The following is a 23,478-nucleotide window of genomic DNA, read 5'->3' on the forward strand; positions in this document are numbered from 1 at the left end:
ACAACTGCGCCCTAGCGGTAATCGCGGGCCAAGGTACACTGACGGCATTCGTCAGTCTTGGTAAAGGGAAGCCAGAATGCGCCTGGACCGTCTCCACATAAAAAATTTTCGTTGCTACGAAGATGCCACTTTCGACTTTCAGCCAGGGTTTAATCTGGTAGTGGGGGTTAATGGGAGCGGAAAGACTTCGTTGTTGCAGGCGGTGGCAGCGTGCTTTGATGACTTCATTGCCTCAACAGGCGTTTATAGCAACTCTTTGAGTGAAAAAGACGCCAGATTTTTGATTAGTGACTACAGCGGTCGAATTCGTTTCGAGCGCCAGTATCCGATAGAGCTGACAGCCTCCGGCAACATTTTTGGCTTGCACTCATGGCTGAAGAGCAAACCACAAGCGGATGTGTATGTTTCGACTGACCCGAGACTTGTAGAGGTAGTAAGGGACAAGGTCGAGGGGCTAGGTCCAAAAAAGGAAATCGACCTTCCATTACTCGCGTTTTATCGGGGAAATCGTCGTTGGACGATGGAAAACGTTTCCCCGGAGTACTCTGCAACGGTAAAAATTTCCAGATTTGATGGGTATAGAAACTGGGATGATGCTGCGGCAAACATCAAAGATTTTGAAGGTTGGATTATCGGAAAGACGTTAGAACAGCTTCAATCCATCCATCGTTCCACGCAAATCATGTCAGTCTTTGATGATGAATTGTCTTGGATCAACACAGCACTGAAGGCAGCACTCCCAGATTCGGTAGGGATCTACTACGACCTTCAACTCAGAAGCCTTCTAGTAAATCTCGGTCAAGGGAATCTAATCCCATTCAACGAGTTGAGTGATGGCCAGCGTGGTCTGATTGCTTTGATTGCAGATATTGGCCGCCGGATGTGTATGCTAAATCCACACATGGGCATGGATGTCCTGGAAAAAACTTCAGGCGTGGTCATCATTGATGAACTGGATATCCACCTGCATCCTGCTTGGCAACGCAGCATCGCTCCGGCACTGAAAAAAGCTTTTCCTAAAATCCAATTCATTGCTGCGAGCCACTCCCCACAGATTATTGGCAGTCTCAGACCCGAAGAGGTCTTGGTACTGAACAATGGTGACCCATCTCACCCACGAGTAACTTACGGTCTGGATTCGAGCAGTGTGCTCGAAGAGGTAATGGGGGTTAAGCAGCGTGAACCAGAGATTGAAAATCTCCTCTCTGAGCTCTTTTCAACCTTGGAAGATAATGATCTAAAAAAGGCAAAATCGCAGCTTGCAGCGTTGAAAAAAAGAGCTCCTGATCTGCCAGAGTTCGCCGGCGCCGAAGCACTGATCAGGCGCAAGGAGATTCTCGGCAAATGAAGCGAGTGCTCAAGGGAACTGAACCAGCTTCATTTACAGATTGGAAAAACTCGGCGAACGACGAGTGGAGCCCAACTTACCCAACGCTACAAAACCCGCAAAAACGGGATTTGCATAATGCCCTGCTTAAGGAGCAAGGCTTCTTCTGCTGTTATTGCGGCCGGGAAATAGATGTCTCAACCAGCCATATCGAGCACTTCAGACCACAAGAGCATTTCGAAGAGCTAGCGTTGGAGTTTCACAACCTTCATGCCTCCTGCCTGCGAGAAACCAAGCCCGGCAACCCGTTGCACTGCGGCCATAAGAAGGGCAACTGGTTCGACGAAAACCAACACATTTCTCCCACCGACGAGAACTGTGAACAGCGCTTCCGATATCTGCGAACCGGCGAAATACAGCCAAAAGATTCTGACGACCTTCCCGCCACAAAAATGATCAAGGTATTGGCGCTAGACATCGCCTATCTCAAAAATCGACGTCAGGACACAATCCGCCGCCTCTTCGATGATGAGTTCGTCATGCAAGTCAGCGAGGAAGAGCTTAAGCGGTTGGTGACGGCGATCAGAAATACCGCGATTCCCAATCAGAAACCCTTCGACCACATCATCGCCCGCTACGCCGAACAACTCCTCGGTCGCTAAACCCATCGCAAACAAAAACGCCCGGCATTGGCCGGGCGTTTTTTATCGGGCGTCGATCACTCGTGATACTGCGCCGACAACTCGTGCACCGCACGCAGGAACGCACCGGCATGCTCCGGATCGACCTCAGGGGTGATGCCGTGGCCGAGGTTGAACACATGGCCGCTGCCCTTGCCGTAGCTGGCCAGAATGCGCCCGACTTCGGTGCGGATCGCTTCCGGTTTGGCGTAGAGCACGGTCGGGTCCATGTTGCCTTGCAGCGCGACCTTGTCGCCAACACGGGCGCGGGCGTTGCCGATGTCGCAGGTCCAGTCCAGACCCAGTGCGTCGGCGCCGGCCTCGGCGATGCTTTCCAGCCACAGGCCGCCGTTCTTGGTGAAGAGGATCACCGGCACCTTGCGCCCGTCGTGTTCGCGAATCAGGCCGCTGACGATTTTCTTCATGTAGGCCAGGGAGAACTCCTGGTACGCCGCCGCCGACAGGTTGCCGCCCCAGGTATCGAAGATCTGCACCGCTTGCGCGCCGGCCTGGATCTGGCCGTTGAGGTACGAGGTCACCGACTGCGCCAGCTTGTCCAGCAGCAGGTGCATGGCTTGCGGGTTGTCGTAGAGCATCGCCTTGGTCTTGCGGAAGTCTTTCGACGAACCGCCTTCGACCATGTAGGTCGCCAAGGTCCACGGGCTGCCTGAGAAGCCGATCAGCGGCACACGGCCGTTCAGCTCGCGGCGGATGGTGCTGACCGCGTCCATCACATAGCCGAGATCCTTGTGTGGATCCGGGATCGGCAGCGCTTCGATGTCCGCCAGGGTGCTGACGACTTTCTTGAAGCGCGGACCTTCACCGGTCTCGAAGTACAGGCCCTGGCCCATGGCATCGGGAATGGTGAGGATGTCGGAAAACAGGATCGCCGCGTCCAGTTGCGGGTAGCGGTCGAGCGGTTGCAACGTGACTTCGCAAGCGAATTCCGGATTCATGCACAGGCTCATGAAATCACCTGCCTGGGCACGGCTGGCGCGGTATTCAGGCAGGTAGCGGCCGGCCTGGCGCATCATCCACACCGGGGTGACGTCAACGGGTTGCTTGAGCAGGGCGCGGAGGAAACGGTCGTTCTTCAGGGCAGTCATGTCGGCATCCGGAAAAAAAGTGCGGGCATTTTCTCAGAGCGCGACGCAAAAGGCACGGATGCAGGTCAGCCTTTTGTCTATCGGGTCAATTTATTGCGTTGGAATGCAAATTTTTGCAGCAACACAAAGCACTGTGGGAGCTGGCTTGCCAGCGATGCAGGCAACTCGGTTTCTCAGGTAAACCTAGTTGATGCTATCGCTGGCAAGCCAGCTCCCACAGGTATTGCATTCCAAATATTGGAAGTTGATCAGACGCCCAGGTAATCGAGGATCCCTTCAGCCGCATTGCGGCCTTCGAAGATCGCCGTCACCACCAGGTCGGAACCGCGCACCATGTCGCCACCGGCGAAGATTTTCGGGTTGCTGGTCTGGTGCTTGTACTGACCTTGCTCAGGCGCGACGACGCGGCCCTGGCTGTCGGTCTGGATTTCGAACTGTTCGAACCACGGTGCCGGGCTCGGGCGGAAACCGAACGCGATGACCACGGCGTCGGCCGGGATGATCTCTTCGGAGCCCGGGATCGGCTCGGGGCTGCGACGTCCACGGGCGTCCGGCTCACCGAGACGGGTCTCGACCACTTTCACGCCTTCGACCTTGTCTTCGCCTACGATCGCGATCGGCTGGCGGTTGTAGAGGAATTTCACGCCTTCTTCCTTGGCGTTCTTCACCTCTTTGCGCGAGCCGGGCATGTTCGCTTCGTCACGACGATAGGCGCAGGTCACCGACTTGGCGCCCTGGCGGATCGAGGTGCGGTTGCAGTCCATCGCCGTGTCGCCACCACCGAGCACCACAACCTTCTTGCCTTTCATGTCGACGAAATCTTCCGGCGACTTTTCAAAGCCCAGGTTGCGGTTGACGTTGGCAATCAGGAAATCCAGCGCGTCGTAGACGCCCGGCAGATCCTCACCGGCAAAACCGCCCTTCATGTAGGTGTAGGTGCCCATGCCCATGAACACCGCATCGTATTCGGCGAGCAGTTGCTCCATGGTCACGTCCTTGCCGACCTCGGTGTTGAGACGGAACTCGATGCCCATGCCGGTGAAGACTTCGCGACGATTGCTCAGCACGGTCTTCTCAAGCTTGAACTCGGGAATGCCGAAGGTCAGCAGACCGCCGATTTCCGGGTTCTTGTCGAACACCACCGGGGTCACGCCGCCACGCACCAGCACGTCGGCACAGCCCAGACCCGCCGGGCCGGCACCGATGATCGCGACACGCTTGCCGGTCGGCTTGACCTTGGACATGTCCGGGCGCCAGCCCATGGCGAACGCGGTATCGGTGATGTACTTCTCGACCGAACCGATGGTCACCGCACCGAAACCGTCGTTGAGGGTGCAAGCACCCTCGCACAGACGATCCTGCGGGCAGACCCGGCCGCAGACTTCCGGCAGGGTGTTGGTCTGGTGCGACAGCTCGGCAGCCTGGAGGATGTTGCCCTCGGCCACCAGCTTCAGCCAGTTGGGAATGAAGTTGTGCACCGGGCACTTCCATTCGCAATACGGGTTGCCGCAACCCAGGCAGCGGTGGGCCTGATCGGCCGACTGCTGGGGTTTGAACGGTTCGTAGATCTCGACGAACTCTTTCTTGCGTTGACGCAACAGTTTCTTCTTCGGATCCTTGCGCCCGACATCGATGAACTGGAAGTCGTTATTCAGACGTTCAGCCATTGTTAAAACCTCATCAAACTCTTCAGGCGCATATCACTGCGGGTTGGCACGAGTGCTGGAAAGCAACGATTTCAGGTTGGCAGCCTTAGGCTTCACCAGCCAGAAACGACGCAGGTAGTCATCAAGGTTCTCGGCGAGTTCACGACCCCACTCGCTCTCGGTTTCCTTGACGTACTCGTTCAGCACGTTCTGCAGGTGGCTGCGGTAGGCTTCCATCGCCTCGCCGCTGATCCGCTGGATTTCCACCAGTTCGTGGTTGACCCGGTCAACGAAGGTGTTGTCCTGGTCGAGCACGTAGGCGAAACCACCGGTCATGCCAGAGCCGAAGTTGTAACCGGTCTTGCCCAATACGCAGACGAAACCACCGGTCATGTACTCGCAGCAGTGATCGCCAGTGCCTTCCACAACGGTGTGGGCACCGGAGTTACGCACAGCGAAACGCTCGCCCGCAGTACCAGCGGCGAACAGCTTGCCGCCGGTGGCGCCGTACAGGCAGGTGTTGCCGATGATGGCGCTGTTCTGAGTCTGATAGACGCTGCCCTTCGGCGGCACGATGACCAGTTTGCCGCCGGTCATGCCTTTGCCGACGTAGTCGTTGGCGTCGCCTTCCAGGTACATGTTCAGACCGCCGGCGTTCCACACGCCGAAGCTCTGACCGGCCGTGCCTTTGAAGCGGAAGGTGATCGGCGCATTGGCCATGCCCTGATTGCCGTGCTTGCGCGCGATTTCGCCGGAGATCCGCGCACCGATCGAACGGTCGCAGTTGCAGATGTCCAGATCGAACTCGGCGCCGCTGAGGTCATTGATCGCCGACGTCGCCATGTCGACCATTTTCTCGGCCAGCAGGCCCTGGTCGAACGGCGGGTTGCGCTCAACGCCGCAGAATTGCGGTTTGTCCGCCGGGATGTGATCGCTGCCCAGCAGGGGGGTCAGGTCCAGGTGATGCTGCTTGGCGGTCTGGCCTTCGAGGACTTCCAGCAGATCGGTGCGGCCGATCAGCTCCTCGAGGGAACGCACACCCAGTTTGGCCAGCCACTCACGGGTCTCTTCAGCGACGTAGGTGAAGAAGTTCACCACCATGTCGACGGTGCCGATGTAGTGATCCTTGCGCAGCTTCTCGTTCTGCGTCGCAACGCCGGTGGCGCAGTTGTTCAGGTGGCAGATGCGCAGGTATTTGCAGCCCAGGGCGATCATCGGCGCGGTACCGAAGCCGAAGCTCTCGGCGCCGAGGATCGCGGCCTTGATCACGTCGAGGCCGGTTTTCAGGCCACCGTCGGTCTGCACCCGGACTTTGCCGCGCAAGTCGTTGCCGCGCAGGGTCTGGTGGGTTTCGGCCAGGCCGAGTTCCCACGGAGCGCCCGCGTATTTGATCGAGGTCAGCGGCGAAGCACCAGTGCCACCGTCGTAGCCGGAGATGGTGATCAAGTCCGCGTAGGCCTTGGCCACACCGGCGGCGATGGTGCCGACGCCTGCTTCTGCTACCAGTTTCACCGAGACCAGCGCCTTCGGGTTGACCTGTTTCAGGTCAAAGATCAGTTGCGACAAGTCTTCGATCGAATAGATGTCGTGGTGCGGCGGTGGCGAAATCAGGGTCACGCCCGGCACTGCATAACGCAGCTTGGCGATCAGCCCGTTGACCTTACCGCCCGGCAGCTGCCCGCCCTCGCCCGGTTTGGCGCCCTGAGCGACCTTGATCTGCAGCACTTCGGCGTTGACCAGGTATTCCGGGGTCACCCCGAAACGGCCGGTCGCGACCTGCTTGATTTTCGAACTCTTGATGGTGCCGTAACGTGCTGGGTCCTCACCGCCTTCGCCGGAGTTGGAACGCGCACCGAGGCGGTTCATGGCTTCGGCCAGGGCTTCGTGAGCTTCCGGCGACAGGGCGCCCAGCGAGATACCGGCAGAGTCGAAGCGCTTGAGCACCGATTCCAGCGGCTCGACTTCACTGATGTCCAGCGGTTTGTCGAGGGTCTTGACCTTGAACAGGTCACGGATCATCGACACCGGACGGTTGTCCACCAGCGAGGTGTATTCCTTGAACTTGGCATAGTCGCCCTGCTGCACGGCGGCTTGCAAAGTGTTGACCACGTCCGGGTTGTACGCGTGGTATTCGCCACCGTGGACGAACTTCAGCAGACCGCCCTGCTGGATCGGCTTGCGCGGACTCCAGGCTTCGGTAGCGAGGGCTTTCTGCTCGGCTTCGATGTCGACGAAACGCGCACCCTTGATGCGGCTCGGCACGCCACGGAAGCTCAGCTCGCACACTTCTTCGGACAGACCGATGGCTTCGAACAGCTGTGCACCGCGATAGGACGCGATGGTCGAGATGCCCATCTTCGACAGGATCTTCAACAGACCTTTGGTGATGCCTTTGCGGTAATTCTTGAATACCTCGTAGAGGTCACCCAGCACTTCACCGGTACGGATCAGGTCGCCCAGCACTTCGTAGGCCAGGAACGGATACACCGCCGAGGCGCCGAAACCGATCAGCACCGCGAAGTGGTGCGGATCGCGGGCGGTCGCGGTTTCCACGAGGATGTTGGAATCGCAGCGCAGGCCTTTTTCGGTCAGGCGGTGGTGCACCGCGCCGGTGGCCAGCGAAGCGTGGATCGGCAGCTTGCCCGGGGCGATATGGCGGTCACTCAGGACGATCTGGGTACGTCCGGCACGCACGGCTTCTTCAGCCTGATCGGCAACGTTGCGGATCGCCGCTTCGAGGCCGACGCTTTCGTCGTAGTTGAGGTCGATGATCTGCCGCTCGAAACCCGGGCGGTCGAGGTTCATCAGCGAGCGCCACTTGGCCGGCGAGATCACTGGCGAGCTGAGGATCACGCGCGAGGCGTGCTCCGGCGATTCCTGGAAGATGTTGCGCTCAGCACCGAGGCAGATTTCCAGCGACATCACGATCGCTTCACGCAGCGGGTCGATCGGCGGGTTGGTGACCTGCGCGAACTGCTGGCGGAAATAGTCGTATGGCGTGCGCACGCGCTGCGACAACACGGCCATCGGCGTGTCGTCGCCCATCGAACCCACGGCTTCGTAGCCCTGTTCGCCAAGCGGACGCAGCACCTGATCACGCTCTTCGAACGTGACCTGATACATCTTCATGTATTGCTTGAGCTGATCGACGTCGTAGAACGCCGAACCGTGATCGTTGTCTTCCATGGTCGCCTGGATGCGCAGGGCGTTCTTGCGCAGCCATTGCTTGTACGGATGACGGGACTTCAGACGGTTGTCAATCGCGTCGGTGTCAAGGATCTGCCCGGTCTCGGTGTCCACGGCGAGGATCTGCCCCGGACCGACACGGCCCTTGGCGATCACGTCTTGCGGCTGGTAGTTCCAGACGCCGATTTCCGACGCAACGGTGATGAAGCCGTTGGTGGTGGTGACCCAGCGCGCCGGACGCAGACCGTTACGGTCGAGCAGGCACACCGCGTAACGACCATCGGTCATCACCACGCCGGCCGGGCCGTCCCACGGTTCCATGTGCATCGAGTTGTACTCGTAGAACGCACGCAGATCCGGGTCCATGGTTTCAACGTTCTGCCACGCTGGCGGAATGATCATCCGCACGCCACGGAACAGGTCGATGCCACCGGTAACCATCAGTTCGAGCATGTTGTCCATGCTCGAGGAGTCGGAACCGACACGGTTGACCAGCGGGCCGAGTTCTTCCAGATCCATCAGATCGTTGGTGAACTTGGTCCGACGGGCCTGCGCCCAGTTGCGGTTACCGGTAATGGTGTTGATCTCGCCGTTGTGCGCGAGGAAGCGGAATGGCTGAGCCAGCGGCCATTTCGGCAGGGTGTTGGTGGAGAAGCGCTGGTGGAACACGCAGATCGCGGTTTGCAGGCGCTGGTCACCCAGGTCCGGATAGAACGCGGCCAGGTCGGCCGGCATCATCAGGCCTTTATAGATGATGGTCTTGTGCGAAAAGCTGCAGATGTAGTGGTCGGTGTCGGCAGCGTTGGCCACCGACGAGCGACGACGGGCGCTGAACAGCTTGACCGCCATGTCCTGATCGCTCAGGCCTTCACCGCCGATGTACACCTGCTCGATTTGCGGCAGACGCTCAAGGGCCAGACGGCCGAGGACGCTGGTGTCGATCGGCACTTTGCGCCAGCCGATCAGTTGCAGGCCTTCAGCGAGGATCTCGCGGTTCATGTTCTCGCGAGCGGCTTCGGCCTTGGCCGGGTCCTGATTGAAGAAGACCATGCCCACGGCATATTGCTTGGGCAGCTCGACGCTGAAGTTTTCCTGGGCCATCGCCCGCAGGAAGGCATCGGGCTTTTGAATCAGCAGACCGCAACCGTCACCGGTCTTGCCGTCGGCATTAATCCCACCGCGGTGGGTCATGCAGGTCAGGGCCTCGATGGCCGTTTGCAAAAGGGTATGACTGGGCTCGCCCTGCATATGGGCTATCAGGCCGAAACCGCAGTTATCCTTGAATTCATCTGGTTGGTACAGACCTGCTTTCATAGACACTTTCTCACCAGGCTGCCTCTTTACGAGGCAAATTTCTTTTCAATTCAACCACTTGCTTGCCGCGCCGAACGTACGCCGGCTTTGCGGGGGCAAAAGGGTGGTCATTGTACACAGCGACACAGACGCTCACAAATTTGACGACGAAATGTCGCAAATTCATGTCGCATTTGTGAAAGGTTTAAAGCGATCTGCTGTGCTAGTCAAAACTTTTTTAATTCTGACTGCAACGACTCAAAGACTACTGTGACGCAGACACCACAAGGCACGCGGTCTGTAGAGACGGCGCGCACTTGTAGAAATTTTGAGGTGCTTGGAGAGGCGGCCTGGGTAAGGCCGCCGAATCTTCAGCGAGTTGTTGCCAGTTCCTGTTGGACGCTGGCGACAGTGCGAGGCCAAGGTTTACCAGCCTGAACCTTCGCTGGCAAGGCCTTGATGGCAGAAACGGCTGCATCACGATTGGCGAAATTGCCGTAGGTGATCACGTAGAGAGGCTTGCCGTTGAGGACTTTCTTGAAATAACGGTACTCGCCGCCCTGCTCCTTGACGAAGTTCTGCGCGGTCGCTTCGGAGCTGGTGCCAAGGATCTGCACCACGTAGTTGCTGGTCGGCTGACCGGCGTACCAGCTGCCACCGGCAGCCTTGGCCACGGTAACCGGCTTCTCGGCCGGTTTGGCAGCCGCAACAGGCTTGGCCGGGGCCGGAGCCGGTTTGGCCGCTGGCGCTGCCGGAGCAGGCTTGGCGGTAGCGACCTGAGTCGGTGCCGGGGTCGGCTTGGCGGCTGGCACCGGAACCGGGGTTGGCGCCGGGCCGGCCGGAACACCTGCCGGTGGTGCGGAAGTCGTTACGGTTGGCGGCGTCGCGCTGGAACCTTCGACCGGCACGCCGTCGTCACCTTCGGTGATGCCGCCTGCGGCCTCAGCCAACGGGCCGCGCATTACCGGCTGCGAGTTGCCGACCAGCGGCAGCGGCATCGGCTGGGTATTGCCGGCGAACTCGACGTTCGGCGCGCCACCCTTGGCGCCTTGGCCCAACGGCAGTTGTGCCTGTTCGTTGGCAGGTGTGCCGGTGGTTGGTGCCTTGTTGCGACCCGGCATCAGCCAGGCGGCGGCGACCGCGACCACAACGACGGCGGAAATCGCCAATACGTGTTTCTTCGGCATGTTGAACCCCATACTTGGACGCTTGACCGCAGAGCGGCTGGCAATCATGACTTCGATCAGTGCATCGCGAGCGACCTGGTTGATGTTGCCAGGCCAACCCTCCGAGCTTTCGTGAATCTCAGAGATCTGATCCGCGGTAAAAAGTTCGACACCCCGGCCCGCACCTTCGAGCCGTTGGTCGAGATATTCGCGGGTCTCTTCTTCGGTGTACGGCTGCAATTCGATGACGTGGAAGCGCTCTTCCTCAAGGTGCAAGGCCTCGAGCTGCGCGATCAGCGACGACTCACCGAACAGGAACACGTGCGGGCGACCTTCCGGTGCACCGGCACCCAGCGCCATCAGCGCTTCGAGCGCGGATTCGTCGAGCTGCTCGGCGTCATCCACCAGCAGATAGACTTCCTGACCAGTGAGCGCCAGTTGTACCACTTGCGCCAGAATCGCGCCGACCTCGGCCTGCCCAACGTCCAGCGCCTGAGCAACCTGACGCAGCACGCCGGCGGCATCGCCCGCCCCACGGGCCGATACCACAACGCTTTGCACCGATTGCTTGTTGGTGCTGGCTACCAGCGCCTGGCGCAGCAGGGTCTTGCCGCTGCCTTGCGGGCCAGTGACCACCAGCAGCAACTGGCTGTAACGCGCCAGGTGGTGCAATTGCCCCAGCACCGGCTTGCGCTGGGCCGGGAAGAATTTGAAGCCCGGCACCCGCGGCGCGAAAGGGTCGTGACTTAACTGGAAATGGCCGAGGAACGCCTCGTCGGCATGCAAACTAGTCATCGGAATCTTATTAACCTTTAAGCTGAGCCAGAGCGCGGTAATCCGCTCCCAGCGTGGCCTGTAGAACCTCTTTCGGATAATCGGCGGTCACCACCGCTTCGCCCATCCGGCGCAGCAGCACCAGGCGCAGACGACCGTCGATCACTTTTTTATCAATTGCCATGTGTTCGAGAAAATCGGCTTCGGTCATTTCTTCCGGCGGAATCACCGGCAGACCGGCACGCTGGAACAGACGAATGCCGCGATCACGTTCCTGCTCGCTGATCCAGCCCAGACGCGCGGACATCTCCAACGCCATCACGGTGCCAGCGGCCACCGCCTCACCATGCAACCAGACACCATAGCCCATGTGGGTCTCGATGGCGTGGCCGAAGGTATGGCCGAGGTTGAGCGTGGCACGCACGCCGGTTTCCTTCTCATCGGCACCGACCACCGCAGCCTTGGCCGCGCAGGAACGCTCAATGGCGTAGGTCAGGGCCTTCTGATCCAGTGCGCGCAGGGCATCGATGTTTTCTTCAAGCCAGCTCAGGAACGGCTCGTCGCAGATCAGCCCGTATTTGATGACTTCGGCCAGACCGGCCGACAACTCACGCGCTGGCAGGGTTTTCAGCGATGCGGTATCGATCAGCACGACGTTCGGCTGATAGAACGCGCCAACCATGTTCTTGCCCAAAGGATGGTTGATACCGGTCTTGCCACCCACCGACGAATCGACCTGGGACAACAGCGTGGTAGGAATCTGGATGAAATCGACGCCGCGCTGATAGCAGGCGGCGGCAAAACCGGCCATGTCACCGATGACCCCGCCGCCGAGGGCGATGATCGTGGTGCGGCGGTCATGACGGGCAGTCAGCAGGCCGTCGAAGATCAGTTGCAGGGTTTCCCAGTTCTTGAAGGCTTCGCCGTCCGGCAGCACCACGGAAATCACCGAGAACTGCGCAAGGCTGCGGGTCAGACGTTCGAGATAGAGCGGCGCAACGGTCTCGTTGGAGATGATTGCCACCTGCCGCCCATGGATATGCGGCGCCAGCAACTCAGGCTGATCCAACAAACCTTCGCCAATATGAATCGGGTAGCTGCGCTCGCCTAGATCGACCTTGAGTGTCTGCATGTGTCCCCACAGTGAAGATGGAAGCAGGCGTCCTGCCTTGAATTATTGGATGTCCGCGACCTTTAGCTGATGTGACGCCGCTCGCACGTCATCCGCCACAACCTCGACGGCGGTGACCGGACGCCGAGGATAGCGCATTTCCGGCGGCGCTTTAACGGGGTGGCAACTGTGCCAGACGGTCGAGAATGTCGAGCACCACCATGCGCGGTGGCCGTTCGTCGGTTTCCACCACCAGATCGGCGATCTCTCGATAGAGCGGATCGCGGATCTCCAGCAAGTCACGCAGGGTTTTCGCCGGATCGGCGGTGCGCAGCAAAGGACGATTGCGATCGCGCGACGTACGCCCGACCTGCTGCTCGACGGAGGCGTGCAGATACACCACCCGTCCGCCCGCGTGCAGGGCCTTGCGGTTGGCATCGCGCATCACCGCGCCGCCGCCGGTCGCCAGCACCACACCGTCGAACGCGCACAGCTCGGCGATCATCGCCTGCTCACGGTCACGAAAGCCGGGTTCGCCTTCCTTGTCGAAGATCCACGGGATATTGGCGCCCGTGCGCAGTTCAATTTCCTTGTCGGAATCTTTGAACGGCAGGCGCAGCTCTTTGGCCAGCAACCGGCCGATGGTGCTTTTTCCAGCGCCCATCGGTCCTACAAGAATCAAATTTCGCACAGAATCAACGACTCACAGCAATCGCCTGGTTATTCATGATACGCGGAGTGAGAAATACCAGCAGCTCGGATTTTTTCTCCGAAACCACATCACGCCGGAAAAGGCGGCCAAGATACGGCACATCGCCAAGAAATGGCACCTTATCTACGACCTTGCTTTGAGTATTTGAGAAAACGCCCCCAATCACGATGGTCTCGCCGTCGTTTACCAGCACTTTGGCGTTGACTTCGTTCTTCTTGATCGGCGGCACATCCTGCACCTTGTTCAGGTAGTCCGGCTCGTCCTTGGTGACTTTGACCTCCATGATGATGCGGTTGTCGGGGGTGATCTGCGGCGTCACTTCCAGCGACAGCGAAGCCTCTTTGAACGACACCGACGTCGCACCGCTGGAGCTGGCTTCCTGGTACGGAATCTCGGTGCCTTTGAGGATTTTCGCGGTCTCCTTGTCGGAGGTCACCACTTTCGGCTGCGAGACAATTTCGCCGTTGCCGGTTTTCTCCATGGCAGTCAGCTCAAGATCGAGCAGCACGTTGTCGGTGATGAAGGCGATGCCGATCCCGGATGTGTTACCGACCGTGCCCATATCGACGAACGGCGAGTTGGTGCTGGTACTGCCCGGTGTGCCGATGGTGGTCGAGGTGCCGTTACTGACGCCGGAGGTGTTCCAGTTGCCCTTGTTCTGGATCGAACCGCCCCAGCGCACGCCCAGACTCTTGTCGTAATCGACGTTGGCCTCGACGATCCGCGCTTCGATCATCACCTGACGCACCGGGATATCCAGCTGCGCCACGATCCGCCGCAGTTCGTCGAGGCGATCCTGGGTCTGGTAGGCAATGATGTTGTTGGTCCGTTCATCGACCGTGATCGAGCCGCGTTCATCGATTTTCGCTTCGGCGCTGGTCACCGACTGGAACAACTTGGCAATGTCCGCCGCTTTGGCGTAGTTCACTTGCAGCAGCTCGCGACGCAGCGGCGCCAGTTCGGCGATCTGTTTTTGCGACTCCAGCTCCTGGCGTTCGCGGGCGGCAATTTCGTCGGCCGGCGCCACCAGCAACACGTTGCCGATCTTGCGCTTGTCCAGACCTTTGGTCTTCAGCACCAGATCCAGCGCCTGGTCCCATGGCACGTTTTGCAGACGCAAGGTGATCCCGCCCTGCACCGTATCGCTGGCCACCAGATTGAGGTTGGTGAAATCGGCAATCAGTTGCAGCACCGAGCGCACGTCGATGTCCTGGAAATTCAGCGAAAGCTTTTCGCCGCTGTAGCTGTTGCGGTCAGCGTTGCGCTTTTGCAGATCATCGACGGTCATCGGGCGAATGCTGACGGTCAGCTTGTTGTCGGTCTGGTAGGTGGAATAGTCGAACGTGCCGCTGGGCTCGACGGTGATCACCGCGCGATCGCCAGTGGCGGCGGCATTGACGAACTGCACCGGGGTGGCGAAGTCCTTGACGTCGAGGCGTACCCGCAGCCTGTCGGGCAACTGGGTGCGGGCAAAGCTGAGAATGATCTTGCCGTCATGCTCCTGGATGTCCGGGGCGATGGTCGGGTCCGACAGGTCGATGACCACATTCCCCTCCCCTGCAGTACCGCGCTGGAAATCGACGCCACGAATGGTTTTGGCGACAGGGGTGTAAGCCTTCGCCGGAGCCGCAACCGGTCGCGGCGCAGCAGCGGCAGGCTTTGGCGCAGCAGGCTTGGCGCCCTGCCCGACCACCACGAACAGATTGTTGCCCTCGACCCGTGAGGTATACGGCGTCAGTTGCGTCAGGTTGATGATCAGACGCGTGCGGTCGCTGGCTTCGACCACTGTCGCACTGCGGGCGTTGCCGCTGCCCAGATCGCGGGTCTTGTTCGTCAGTTGGCTGGCGACACCCGGCAGGTCCAGGGCGATTCGCGCCGGCGATTCGGTGGTGTAGCCCTTGGGTTGCGGTGGCGGACTATCAAACGCCAGCCTCAACTCGACACGGTCACCCGGTAACGCCGCGACATCCAGCGCCTTGAGACTGGCCGCCTGAACCATCGGTGAAAGCAGCGCTATCCATAGCGAAAAACCGAGGGTGGAGAAAATCCTGTTCATTGTTCGACTTCCACTATGAGTGCTCTTTCAAAGGAATGGTGCGCGGACGTTCCAGCCAGGCGCCTTCGCCGTCGGGCACGATCTCGACCACATCGACCTGAGTGGCGCTGATGGCGACGATGCGCCCATCGTTGCGCCCCAGGTAGTCGCCGACTTTCAACCGATGCACCCCGCCCGCCCCGCGCAGCAGCGCAAAGGAGCCGGAGGCATTGGAGATCGTGCCGACCATTTCAAACTGCTCGATGTTGAAACCTTCGAGGTATTGCTTGACCCGGTTGGGGTCGGGTTTGACGTTGCGCGAGCCGCGCTGGTGCCCGGCCAGATCGACTCGCACCTGACGCGAGAACGGGCTGCGCAGGTTGGCCGCGCTGTAGGTGAACGTGGGATAGGAATGAAACGTCGGCGTCGGCTCGATACGGCCGGCCGGCCGCAGACGTACTTCGTTCATGTAGGCGTCGAGGTCACTGAACTCGTCACTGCCGCCGCAACCACTGAGGCCGAACAAGAGCACTGACAGGGCGAAAAAACGAAACGGGGTCATTTGTCCAACCCCTTGTCGTTGTAGCGGTAAGTCTTGGCGAGGATGTTCATGCGCAGCTTCGTCCCGCCATCGGGGCTGGCAGGTGCCAGTTCGAAATCGTGCAAGGTGACGATCCGTGGCAACCCGGCAACCCCACTGACGAACGTCGCAAGGTCGTGGTAAGCCCCGGTGACGGTGATCTGGATCGGCAACTCGATGTAGAACGGCTGAGTCACTTCCGGCAGCAGTTTGATCTCTTCAAATTCGAGACCGCTGCCCAGCCCGGTGCGGGTGATGTCTTCGAGCAATCCCGGGACTTCGGTGTCGCTGGGCAACTGCCGCAGGAGCACGCCAAAAGTGTTTTCCATCTCCTTCATCTGCTGGGTGTACAGCTCCAGGTTGGCGGCCATGCGCGCCTTGCTGGCGAATTGCTCTTTCAAGGTGTCTTCTTCCTGACGCCTGGCTTCCAGCTGGTTTTCCATGTCGCTGATGAAAAAGTTGTAGCCAAGCGCCAGCACCAGCACCGCCAGGAACACTCCCGCGATGCTTTTCACCGCGGTTGGCCAGGAGCCGATATTGCTGGTGTCCAGATCGTTGAAGTCGATATTGCGCAGACTTTGCAGCCATTCGGACGGTTTCATTTGTCGCCCTCCGTCACGGCCGGCTGGGTCTGACGAACGGTCAGCTGAAAGACGTTGGCCTGGTCCACCTGACCGGCAGTCGTCGCTTTCACTTCATTGAGACTCGGCGCGTCGAACCAGTCTGAGGCGTCCAGATTGCGCATCAGCTCCGAAACGCGATTGTTCGACTCCGCCGCGCCGCTAATCGACAGCGTCTTGCCGGCCAGTTTCACGCTGGTGAAATACACCCCGTCCGGCAGCGTGCGCGCCAGTTGGTCGAAGATCCGCCCGCTGATCTGCCGGTTGCCCTGCAAGTCCTGGATGATGCGCATGCGCTCGACCAGTTGCTGGCGCCGCGCCTTGAGTTCGCTGATTTGCTTGATTCGTTCGTCGACCACGGCAATCTGTTTGCCGATGTAGGCATTGCGCTCGGCCTGCCGCTCGATGGCGGTACTGAAGATCTGATCGGCGATAAATACCGCGCCCACCGAGCCGACGAAGACTCCAATGAGAATCAGCAGGAAACGCTTGCGCCGCTCTTCGCGGCGTTCTTCACGCCAGGGGAGAAGGTTGATCCGCGCCATCAGTCGAAACTCCTGAGCGCGAGCCCGCAGGCGATCATCAGGGCCGGCGCGTCACTGGCCAGTGCCCCGGCGTTGACCTTGCTGCTCAAGGCCATGTCGGAAAACGGGTTGGCGACCTGGGTCGGGGTGCCCAGACGCTGCTCGATCAGGCGATCCAGCCCCGGCACCGACGCTGTGCCGCCGGCCAGCAGAATGTGATCGACCGAATGGTACTGCCCGGAGGCGAAAAAGAACTGCAATGAGCGCGAGACCTGCTGCACCAGGGCATCACGGAATGGCTGCAACACCTCGCTGACATAGTCATCCGGCAGACCGCCCTGCTTTTTCGCCAGCCCGGCCTGCTCGACGGTCAGACCGTAGCGGCGCTGGATTTCCTCGGTCAGTTGCCGGCCACCGAACAGTTGCTCGCGGGTATAGATGATGCGGCCGTTGTGCAGGACGCTGAGGGTGGTCATGGTGGCGCCGATGTCTACCACGGCGACAGTCAGGCGCTCCTGCGAGGCGGCCAATTGAGTGGCGAGCAGGCCGAACGAGCGCTCCAGCGCGTAGGCCTCGACATCGACCACGCGCGCAGTCAGCCCGGCCAGCGCCAGCGCTGCCTCGCGAACTTCGACATTCTCCTTGCGACAGGCGGCCAGCAGCACGTTGACCCGCTCCGGGTTGCGTGGCGACACACCCTGGACCTCGAAATCGATGGCGACCTCGTCCAGCGGGTAGGGGATGTATTGATCGGCCTCGATCTTGAGCTGGTTTTCCAGTTCGTCATCGGTCAGCCCGGCATCCATCTCGATGATCTTGGTAATCACCGCTGAACCGGCCACCGCCACCGCCACGCTTTTGAGCCCGGTGCGCGCCTTGACCAGTACACGGGACAAGGCATTGCCCACGCCTTCAAGCTCGGCGATGTTCTTTTCGACCACCGCGTTGGGCGGCAGCGGCTCCACCGCGTAGGCCTCGACCCGGTAGCGGTCGCCCTGACGGCTGAGTTCCAGCAGCTTCACCGAAGTGGAGCTGATGTCGATCCCCAGTAACGTATCGGTCTTTTTATTGAAGAGTCCCAGCACTACCAATTCCCTATGACTTTCCGTGAGTTACGGACTCTGTAATACGTCTTGCGTTCCTTCATCACGCCTTGACAGAAGCGCAAATGACGCCCCCAGCAGAAAAGTGCTTATAATGCCCAGCGTTTTTTTCCGCTTTTTACTGCCGGCCCGGGCCGTTCTGTGTGTTACCGGAACCCTGTCGCCACCTTCATTCTTTGCCCTGGATGCTTAAAAGCCTTGATTCGTCTGCTGAAATTTTTCGGTTGGTCCATCGTCGCCGTTTTCTGCGGACTGCTTTTAGGTCTCAGTGGCGCGTTTCTTTACCTTAGTCCGGGTTTGCCGTCTGTGGAGGCGCTGAGAAGCATTCAGTTGCAGATTCCGCTGCGGGTCTACAGCAGCGACAACAAGTTGATCGCAGAATTTGGCGAAATGCGCCGTACTCCGATCCGTTTCGCCGACATTCCACCCAATTTCATTAATGCGTTACTAAGTGCTGAAGACGACAATTTCGCCAACCACTATGGCGTCGATCCGAGCAGCCTGATGCGTGCCGCGACCCAACTGGTCAAAAGCGGGCACATCCAGTCCGGCGGCAGCACCATCACCATGCAGGTGGCGAAGAACTTCTTCCTGACCAGCGAACGCAGCTTCTCGCGCAAAACCACGGAAATTCTCCTGGCCCTGCAAATCGAGCGACAGCTGACCAAGGACGAGATCCTTGAGCTGTACGTGAACAAGATTTATCTGGGTAACCGCGCCTATGGCATCGAGGCGGCGGCGCAGGTGTATTACGGCAAGTCGATCCGCGACGTCAGCCTGGCGCAGATGGCGATGATCGCCGGCCTGCCAAAAGCCCCGTCGCGCTTCAACCCGCTGGCCAACCCGGCGCGCAGCAAAGAACGCCGCGACTGGATCCTCGGCCGCATGTACAAGCTTGGAAAAATTTCCGAGGCCGACTACACCGCCGCGATCAACGAGCCGCTGAACGCCAGCTATCACGTACCGACCCCGGAAGTGAACGCACCGTACATCGCCGAAATGGCCCGTGCGGAAATGGTCGGCCGCTATGGCAGCGACGCCTACACAGAAGGTTTCCGCGTCACCACCACCGTGCCGAGCAACCTGCAGGAAATGGCCAACACCGCGTTGCACGAAGGCCTGATGACCTACGACCAGCGTCACGGCTACCGTGGCCCCGAGTCGCGCCTGCCAGGCAAGACCCACGAAGCGTGGGCCACCGAACTGACCAAGCAGCGCACCATCAGCAGCCTGGAGCCGGCCATCGTCACCCAGGTCGACAAGAATGGCTTGCAGGTGCTGACCCGTACCGGCGAAGAGCACGTCGCCTGGGACACCATGAAATGGGCCCGCCCGTTCCTCAATACCAACAGCATGGGCGCCGCACCGCGCCAGCCGTCGGACGTGGCGCAGGTCGGCGACCTGATTCGCGTGCAGCGTCAGCCGAACAACTCGCTGAAGTTCAGCCAGATCCCGCAGGCGCAAGGCGCGCTGGTGTCGCTGGATCCGCAGAACGGCGCGATTCGCTCGCTGGTCGGTGGTTTCGCCTTCGAACAGAGCAACTACAACCGCGCCCTGCAGGCCAAGCGTCAGCCGGGTTCGAGCTTCAAGCCGTTCGTCTACAGCGCTGCGCTGGACAGCGGTTACACCGCCGCGACCCTGGTCAACGACGCCCCGATCGTGTTCGTCGACGAGTACCTGGACAAAGTCTGGCGGCCGAAGAATGACACCAACACCTTCCTCGGCCCGATCCGTCTGCGCGAAGCGCTGTACAAGTCGCGTAACCTGGTGTCGATCCGTCTGTTGCAGGCGATGGGTGTCGGCAAGACCATCGACTACATCACCCGCTTCGGTTTCAACAAGCAGGACCTGCCACCGAACCTTTCGCTGGCGCTGGGCACCGCAACCCTGACCCCGATGGAGATCGCTACCGGCTGGAGCACTTTCGCCAACGGCGGCTACAAGATCACCCCGTACATCATCGACAAGATCGAAAGCCGCAACGGCGACACGCTGTTCGTCGCCAACCCGCCGACCGTGCCACAGGGCGGCTCGGCGACCGATGGCATCGCAGCGCCGACGCCTCAGCCGATTACCGTCAACACCGCTGCGGTTCCGGGCGAAGCCCCGGGCGCTACGGCTGCGCCACAAGTGCCTGCGGTGGCTGAGCGAATTGTCGATGGCCGCACCACGTACATCCTCAACAGCATGCTGCAGGACGTGATCAAGCTCGGCACCGGTCGCCGCGCGCTGGCCATGGGTCGCAGCGACATCGCGGGCAAGACCGGTACCACCAACGAATCGAAGGATGCATGGTTCTCCGGTTACAACGCCGATTACGTGACCACCGTGTGGACCGGTTTCGACCAGCCAGAGAGCCTCGGTCGTCGCGAGTTCGGTGGCACCGTGGCGCTGCCGATCTGGATGAACTATATGTCGGCCGCGCTCAAGGACAAGCCGCCGCATGTGCAGCCTGAGCCGGAAGGCATCCTCAGCCTACGAGTGGATCCGGTCAGCGGCCGTGCAGCAACGCCGAGCACACCGGGTGCCTACTTCGAGCTGTTCAAGGCCGAAGACACGCCGCCTTCGGTGAATGAACTGGGCAACGGTGCCGTACCGGGCAGCCCGCTGCCAGCGGATGAGCAGGCGCCGATCGATCTGTTCTGATCCAGCCCAAGCAAAAAGCCCCGCCTTCGTGAGAAGCGCGGGGCTTTTTTGTGCTTCAAAGCAAGATCAAAAGATCGCAGCCTGCGGCAGCTCCTACAGAATCGGCGCCGATCCGCGAAATCGGCGGCCACCAAGGCCAACTGTAGGAGCTGCCGCGGGCTGCGATCTTTTGATCTGCCAAACAAAAAGCCCCGACTCTCACAAGCCGGGGCTTTCGTTGGAGCGCTACAACGGCTTAGCCGTTGAACACGTCATCCACGCTTTTCAGCGGGTAGTTCTTCGGATACGGCAGGGTCGCCACACCGGTCTCGATCGCAGCTTTCGCCACAGCATCGGAGATCAGGGTGATCAGGCGCTTGTCCATTGGCTTCGGAATGATGTACTCACGGCCGAATTCCAGCGGCGCACCACCGTAGGCGTCGCACACGTCCTGTGGCACTGGCAGTTTGGCCAGTTCGCGCAGGGCGTTGGCCGCAGCCACTTTCATTTCTTCGTTGATGCGCTTGGCGCGAACGTCCAGGGCACCACGGAAGATGAACGGGAAGCCCAGAACGTTGTTGACCTGGTTCGGGTAGTCGGAACGACCGGTGGCCATGATCACGTCGCTGCGGGTGGCGTGCGCCAGTTCCGGGGAGATTTCCGGATCCGGGTTCGAGCAGGCGAAGACAATCGGGTTGGCCGCCATCGACAGCAGGCCTTCAGCGCTCAGCAGGTTCGGGCCGGACAGACCGACGAACACGTCAGCGCCTTGCAGAGCGTCAGCCAGGCTGCGCTTGTCGGTGGCGTGAGCGAATACCGCTTTGTACTGGTTCAGGTCGTCACGGCCGGAGTGGATCACACCGGTACGGTCAACCATGAAGATGTTTTCGATTTTTGCGCCCATGCTCACCAGCAACTTCATGCAGGAGATGGCCGCAGCGCCAGCGCCGAGGCAGACGATCTTGGCTTCCGGCAGGGTTTTGCCGGCGATTTCCAGGGCGTTGATCATGCCGGCTGCGGTCACGATCGCAGTGCCGTGCTGGTCATCGTGGAATACCGGAATGTCGCACTGCTCGATCAGAGCACGTTCGATCTCAAAGCACTCAGGCGCCTTGATGTCTTCCAGGTTGATGCCACCGAAGGTGATGGAGATGCGTTTTACGGTGTCGATGAAGGCTTGCGGGCTTTCGGAGTCGACTTCGATGTCGAACACATCGATGCCGGCGAAGCGCTTGAACAGTACGCCTTTACCTTCCATTACCGGCTTGGAAGCCAGTGGGCCGAGGTTACCCAGACCCAGAATCGCGGTGCCATCGGAAATGACTGCAACCAGGTTGCCCTTGCCGGTGTATTTGTAGGCCAGTTCAGGATCGCGGGCGATCTCGCGCACTGGTTCAGCTACGCCGGGGCTGTACGCCAGCGACAGGTCGCGGGCGGTAGCAGTGGCCTTGGTGAGCTCGACACTCAGCTTCCCTGGACGAGGATTGGCATGATATTCGAGAGCGGCAGTTTTCAGATCAGACATTTTGGCATTCCGCTTTTTACTGTTGGACAGACTGGTCAGCGAGGATACGCGCCTCGCAAAGTCCCCACAAGACTGAGCGGTCACCCCTGTCAAGCGCCCTGTCCTACGACTTTGGGCCAAGAGCCACGGCGCACAAGGGCTGGACTGTTCACAATCGATAGAAAAAATGTCTACAATTTTTCTTCAGCGCACACTTTGCAGCATCGACGGATCGGTCAATGGCAGTAGCCAACGCGGCTGATCCGGTTTCAACCCGCCACGCCGCGAACGATCAACGACCCAGCCGCGAGCCTCGACCTGCCTGCCTTTGAGCGACTGCAACCGGACGTTGTCGAATTGTCCGAGCAGATTGGGTGCAACGCGCAGTACAACCGAGCCCTGCAACTCGATCCAGATTCCGCCGCGATTGCGCTGAACCTTGCTCACACGCCCACTGACCACGGCGAACCCCGAAGTGCGGATCTGCTCCGCTTTCAGTACAGGCGACTGGCGCCAGACCCCGCGCCCAGCGGTTCGTGCACGCTGTTCGGCGGCTTGCTGACAGGCAACCAGGTCGACATTCGGTGCCACCGCCACTTGAAAACCCAGGCCGTCGGCAAGCATTTGCGCTTCAAGATTGGCCCCACTTGAACTGTAGACATGCGCGAGGGTGCGACCGTAATGGTCTTTGGCCTGCTTGCCCGGCAGCAAACCGACCCGACCGCCGCTGTCCGCCACCAGTGCTTCAAGACGCTTGCGCGCCGCCACGGCGAAGGATTCGTCACTGCGGCCCTGCTTGCCCAGTTCCGGGGTGTTGAGACCGATCATCCGCACGCTGCGTCCATCGCTCAGGCGCAGGGTGTCGCCGTCGACCACGCGCTGTACCGCAACGCTGCTCAGCCCTTTGGGCGCGGTGCAGAAGGCCTGGGCGCCGGACAGCCAAATCGCGGACACAAAAAAGGCGCCCACAAGGGACGCCTTTTTCATCAGCCTTGAAAAACCGTAGAGGCTTTCCAGGATGACCAATCTTACTTCTTGGCGCCGAAGGCACCGAAACGGTCGGCGAACTTCTGAACGCGACCACCGGTGTCCAGAGTCTTCTGCTTACCGGTGTAGAACGGGTGGCACTCGTTGCAAACGTCGATCGCCAGGGCTTTGCCGAAGGTCGAACGGGTTTCGAACTTGTTGCCGCAGCTGCAGGTAACAGCAACTACTGGGTAATCCGGGTGGATATCAGCTTTCATGGTGTATTCCTCAGGCTAGCGTGCCGCCACCCAACACTATTGTTGAATACCGCACGTAATTAGGCCGCGGATTCTACCAGACAATGCCAATCGCGCAAGCTGTCCCTGAGACCGACCGTCTGCTAGGCTCCCGGGCTTGAACACACTCCCCTGTGGGAGCGAGCTTGCTCGCGAATACGTTGTGCCAGTTGATGATTTCGTGCCTGACACACCGCGTTCGCGAGCAAGCTCGCTCCCACAGT

Annotated in this window: 17 protein-coding genes; 3 read left to right on the forward strand and 14 right to left on the reverse strand. The window is 60.0% G+C overall.

The annotated features are described in order from the left end of the window. Positions 1–76: 76 nt before the first annotated feature. Both B1722_RS18730 and B1722_RS18735 read left to right on the forward strand, forming a co-directional pair. Entirely contained in the window at positions 77–1,348 is a 1,272-nt protein-coding gene (locus B1722_RS18730) for an AAA family ATPase (RefSeq protein WP_086793880.1), read from the forward strand. Then, positions 1,345–1,989, forward strand: coding sequence for a retron system putative HNH endonuclease (locus B1722_RS18735; RefSeq protein ID WP_086793882.1), 645 nt, complete (start codon positions 1,345–1,347; stop codon positions 1,987–1,989). The genes B1722_RS18730 and B1722_RS18735 overlap by 4 nt, the downstream gene beginning before the upstream one ends. 56 nt (positions 1,990–2,045) lie before the next feature. On the opposite strand, the gene hemE is transcribed toward B1722_RS18735, so the two are convergent. The 11 genes from hemE to B1722_RS18795 all read right to left on the reverse strand — a co-directional run bounded on the left by hemE (position 2,046) and on the right by B1722_RS18795 (position 17,845). Continuing rightward, a complete protein-coding gene (gene hemE, locus B1722_RS18740) occupies positions 2,046–3,113 on the reverse strand; it encodes a uroporphyrinogen decarboxylase (protein ID WP_007968321.1) in 1,068 nt (355 codons plus the stop codon). 248 nt (positions 3,114–3,361) lie between these two features. Then, positions 3,362–4,780, reverse strand: a complete 1,419-nt coding sequence (locus tag B1722_RS18745) for an FAD-dependent oxidoreductase (protein WP_007909438.1) — start codon at positions 4,778–4,780, stop codon at positions 3,362–3,364. A gap of 33 nt (positions 4,781–4,813) precedes the next feature. Next, the gene (gene gltB / locus B1722_RS18750; protein WP_086793884.1) at positions 4,814–9,259 is read right to left on the reverse strand and encodes a glutamate synthase large subunit; all 4,446 of its coding nucleotides are present in this window, start codon (positions 9,257–9,259) and stop codon (positions 4,814–4,816) included. A gap of 350 nt (positions 9,260–9,609) precedes the next feature. Then, positions 9,610–11,199: an AAA family ATPase gene (locus B1722_RS18760; RefSeq protein WP_086793886.1), complete on the reverse strand. Its 1,590-nt coding sequence runs from the start codon at positions 11,197–11,199 to the stop codon at positions 9,610–9,612. Between the two features lie 10 nt (positions 11,200–11,209). Continuing rightward, positions 11,210–12,310, reverse strand: a complete 1,101-nt coding sequence (aroB, locus tag B1722_RS18765) for a 3-dehydroquinate synthase (protein ID WP_086793889.1) — start codon at positions 12,308–12,310, stop codon at positions 11,210–11,212. Between the two features lie 151 nt (positions 12,311–12,461). Next, positions 12,462–12,980, reverse strand: coding sequence for a shikimate kinase AroK (aroK, locus tag B1722_RS18770; RefSeq protein ID WP_027611316.1), 519 nt, complete (start codon positions 12,978–12,980; stop codon positions 12,462–12,464). A 4-nt stretch (positions 12,981–12,984) separates the two neighbouring features. Beyond that, a complete protein-coding gene (gene pilQ / locus B1722_RS18775; RefSeq protein WP_041074912.1) occupies positions 12,985–15,057 on the reverse strand; it encodes a type IV pilus secretin PilQ in 2,073 nt (690 codons plus the stop codon). 13 nt (positions 15,058–15,070) lie between these two features. Continuing rightward, on the reverse strand, positions 15,071–15,598 hold the full coding sequence (locus tag B1722_RS18780) for a pilus assembly protein PilP (protein WP_041074914.1): 528 nt from the start codon (positions 15,596–15,598) through the stop codon (positions 15,071–15,073). After that, the gene (gene pilO, locus B1722_RS18785) at positions 15,595–16,218 is read right to left on the reverse strand and encodes a type 4a pilus biogenesis protein PilO (protein WP_041074916.1); all 624 of its coding nucleotides are present in this window, start codon (positions 16,216–16,218) and stop codon (positions 15,595–15,597) included. The genes B1722_RS18780 and pilO overlap by 4 nt, the downstream gene beginning before the upstream one ends. Next, positions 16,215–16,781, reverse strand: coding sequence for a PilN domain-containing protein (locus tag B1722_RS18790; RefSeq protein WP_041074918.1), 567 nt, complete (start codon positions 16,779–16,781; stop codon positions 16,215–16,217). The genes pilO and B1722_RS18790 overlap by 4 nt, the downstream gene beginning before the upstream one ends. Beyond that, positions 16,781–17,845: a pilus assembly protein PilM gene (locus B1722_RS18795; protein WP_041074920.1), complete on the reverse strand. Its 1,065-nt coding sequence runs from the start codon at positions 17,843–17,845 to the stop codon at positions 16,781–16,783. The genes B1722_RS18790 and B1722_RS18795 overlap by 1 nt, the downstream gene beginning before the upstream one ends. A 219-nt stretch (positions 17,846–18,064) precedes the next feature. On the opposite strand from B1722_RS18795, the gene B1722_RS18800 reads away from it, so the two are divergent. Beyond that, positions 18,065–20,509, forward strand: coding sequence for a penicillin-binding protein 1A (locus B1722_RS18800; protein ID WP_371851387.1), 2,445 nt, complete (start codon positions 18,065–18,067; stop codon positions 20,507–20,509). A 235-nt stretch (positions 20,510–20,744) separates the two neighbouring features. Here the strand turns inward: B1722_RS18800 and B1722_RS18805 are convergent, their stop codons facing one another. The 3 genes from B1722_RS18805 to rpmE form a co-directional block, all read right to left on the reverse strand. Next, positions 20,745–22,013: a malic enzyme-like NAD(P)-binding protein gene (locus tag B1722_RS18805; protein ID WP_041074924.1), complete on the reverse strand. Its 1,269-nt coding sequence runs from the start codon at positions 22,011–22,013 to the stop codon at positions 20,745–20,747. Between the two features lie 183 nt (positions 22,014–22,196). Then, a complete protein-coding gene (locus B1722_RS18810) occupies positions 22,197–22,979 on the reverse strand; it encodes a thermonuclease family protein (RefSeq protein ID WP_086794030.1) in 783 nt (260 codons plus the stop codon). A gap of 41 nt (positions 22,980–23,020) precedes the next feature. Beyond that, positions 23,021–23,236: a 50S ribosomal protein L31 gene (rpmE, locus tag B1722_RS18815; protein WP_041074926.1), complete on the reverse strand. Its 216-nt coding sequence runs from the start codon at positions 23,234–23,236 to the stop codon at positions 23,021–23,023. Positions 23,237–23,478 lie beyond the last annotated feature (242 nt).

Source organism: Pseudomonas sp. SCPG-7 (assembly GCF_002156405.1).
GTDB lineage: Bacteria > Pseudomonadota > Gammaproteobacteria > Pseudomonadales > Pseudomonadaceae > Aquipseudomonas > Aquipseudomonas parakoreensis.